Raw genomic sequence first — 2,072 nt, forward strand, 5'->3', positions numbered from 1 at the left:
GATCGGATAACCCGCCCCCGTAGCTGTGGGCGTAGTCCCGGCGGCCAAGCTCGGGGTTGGACTCGTTGTATACCGATTGCCAGACGTGGTGATGCGATACCACTGCATGACGCGGACGCCGGCAGTTACGGGGGTGGGCGCAGTTTACGTAGGAATGCTCGTAGACACTGCTGTTGGTGAGATGGGCGTACTCGAACGCCATCCGCGCCCCCTGGATCTCCCGCACCACCCCGAGCAGAGGCTTGGGCGGGCCCGTGCGCAGGTGGCCCTCCCAGGTCTCGTTCACCGCGTCAACGTAGCCGAGGTCCTTCATGCCGTCGCCGCTCGCCTCGTAGAGCGTGAGCTTCTGGTCGCCTGCGAGCAGCGAAAGCGCCGCGAAGCTGAAGCCCTCGCTCGTGCTGCGCAGCACAAGCCACTGGTTTTGGTAGCGTGTAACAATATCGTCCTTGCCGTCCCCGTTCTCGTCGAGCACGTAGTGGTGGGCCACGAGCGCTCGCTTGAACGCAGCAGGATCGAAGCCTATCCCGGGCGGAAGGCTGGTCAGATCCAGGTCGTAGCCGCCTGCCTGAAACGACACCTCCTCGCTGTCTTCGGCGTCCACGATGCGGTTGCCGAGGTTGACAAACAGCTCCCCGCGACCCTGTGGGGTCAGCTCCCTGAGGTCGATGAAATCCGGACGCCCGTCCGCATTCCAGTCGATGCGCACGTTTTGCCCGTGCAGCAGCTGCTCCCAGCCGTGTCCCGTACGGCCGTATACACGGGCCTGCACCACGCTACCCGTCTGGGTGTAGTACGCTACACGGAGGCCTCCCCACAAATCCTTGTACAGCAGCTCCTCGACGCCGTTGCCGTGCAGATCCACGACCTCGGGGTCATCGCAATCGCCGGCAAACAAGTACGGCCAATACTCGAGCCAGGTCGCAAAGCCGCCCGACCGCAGGTTGCGACGCAGCTGCCACCAGCCGTTCGTGCAATGCAGCACGTCCTTCAGGCCGTCCCCGTCGATGTCGGCGCCAAGCACGCGCTCAAACGCCTGATTCCTCACCACGGTGTCGTCCACCACCTGCACCGTGTTGTTCGCATAGTAGATGTGCTTGGTATCGCTGCCGTCAGGCTTGAGCGCCAGGATGTCGTCCTGGCCGGTGTTGTAGTAGTCGGTGACCACGGGGTGGTAGCCGAGCAGGCTCGAGCCCAGTTCGTGCCAGCTCGTGCTGTTGAACAGCAAGTACCAGCCAGCGCTGCTCCGAATCAGCACGTCGTCCTCGCCGTTGCCGTCCAAATCCATCACCGTGGTCTCGTTCCGCGACGAGACGTTCCGGTTTTCCGGGCTCGACACCGACCCGCCGAAACCCGTTTGCACCGGGGCGTAGTCGAATGCCAATGCGCCACGGCACGCAGCCTCCCAGTCCGGCCCCGATGTGCCGTTCGGAACCACGCGCCTGCGCGCGCATTCCTGTACATGGGTCAACACCGACGTGGTGCTATCTACATCGTAGCCGAGGCGGTACTCGCGGATCTGCTGCTGGCCCACGAAGGTCTTGATCTTGTCGAGACGACTCTCCCTGCGCAGTTGCCGCCCGCCGTCGTGAGTCGAGCGGCGATCGGAGCGTGTTACGTAGTGAAACGTGACTTGGGTGTCGGGGCTGGCCCAAGGGTCGGTGCTCGAGTAATTGTAGCGGATGGCCCGGGGCCTGTAGGCCACGGCACCGGCCACGACCGAGTCCGTATACCAACTCACCTTCATGAAGTTGCCGACGGGTTCCTTGACCTCGCTAAGCAGCCAGGCATCCCACACGGCGCTCTGTCCACGACGTGCGTAAAGCGAGGTGCGACCGTCTCTGGTCGTGACCTCGAAGCTGTAGGGTGCGGTCCCGTCGGTGCGGTGCCTCGAGACGATCTTCGTAAACAGGTCGCCTGCGGTCCGGTACTCGACCCGCTTGCGAGCACACTCCACCACCTGATCCAACACAGACAGGCCGCCCGATGTCTGGTAGCTGAGGCGGTACTCGCGGATCTGCTGCTTGCCTACGAAGGTCTTGATCTCGGTCAAGCGCTGTTCTCGGCGATACTCA

At 63.4% G+C, this 2,072-nt stretch carries 1 protein-coding gene; it reads right to left on the reverse strand.

Going from position 1 to position 2,072, the window contains the following annotated elements; genetic code table 11:
- A partial coding sequence (locus MJD61_15760; GenBank protein ID MCG8556721.1) for a hypothetical protein occupies positions 1-2,050 on the reverse strand: 2,050 nt, incomplete at its 3' end.
- Positions 2,051-2,072: the final 22 nt, after the last annotated feature.

The sequence above is a fragment of the Pseudomonadota bacterium genome, from assembly GCA_022361155.1.
GTDB lineage: Bacteria > Myxococcota_A > Polyangia > Polyangiales > JAKSBK01 > JAKSBK01.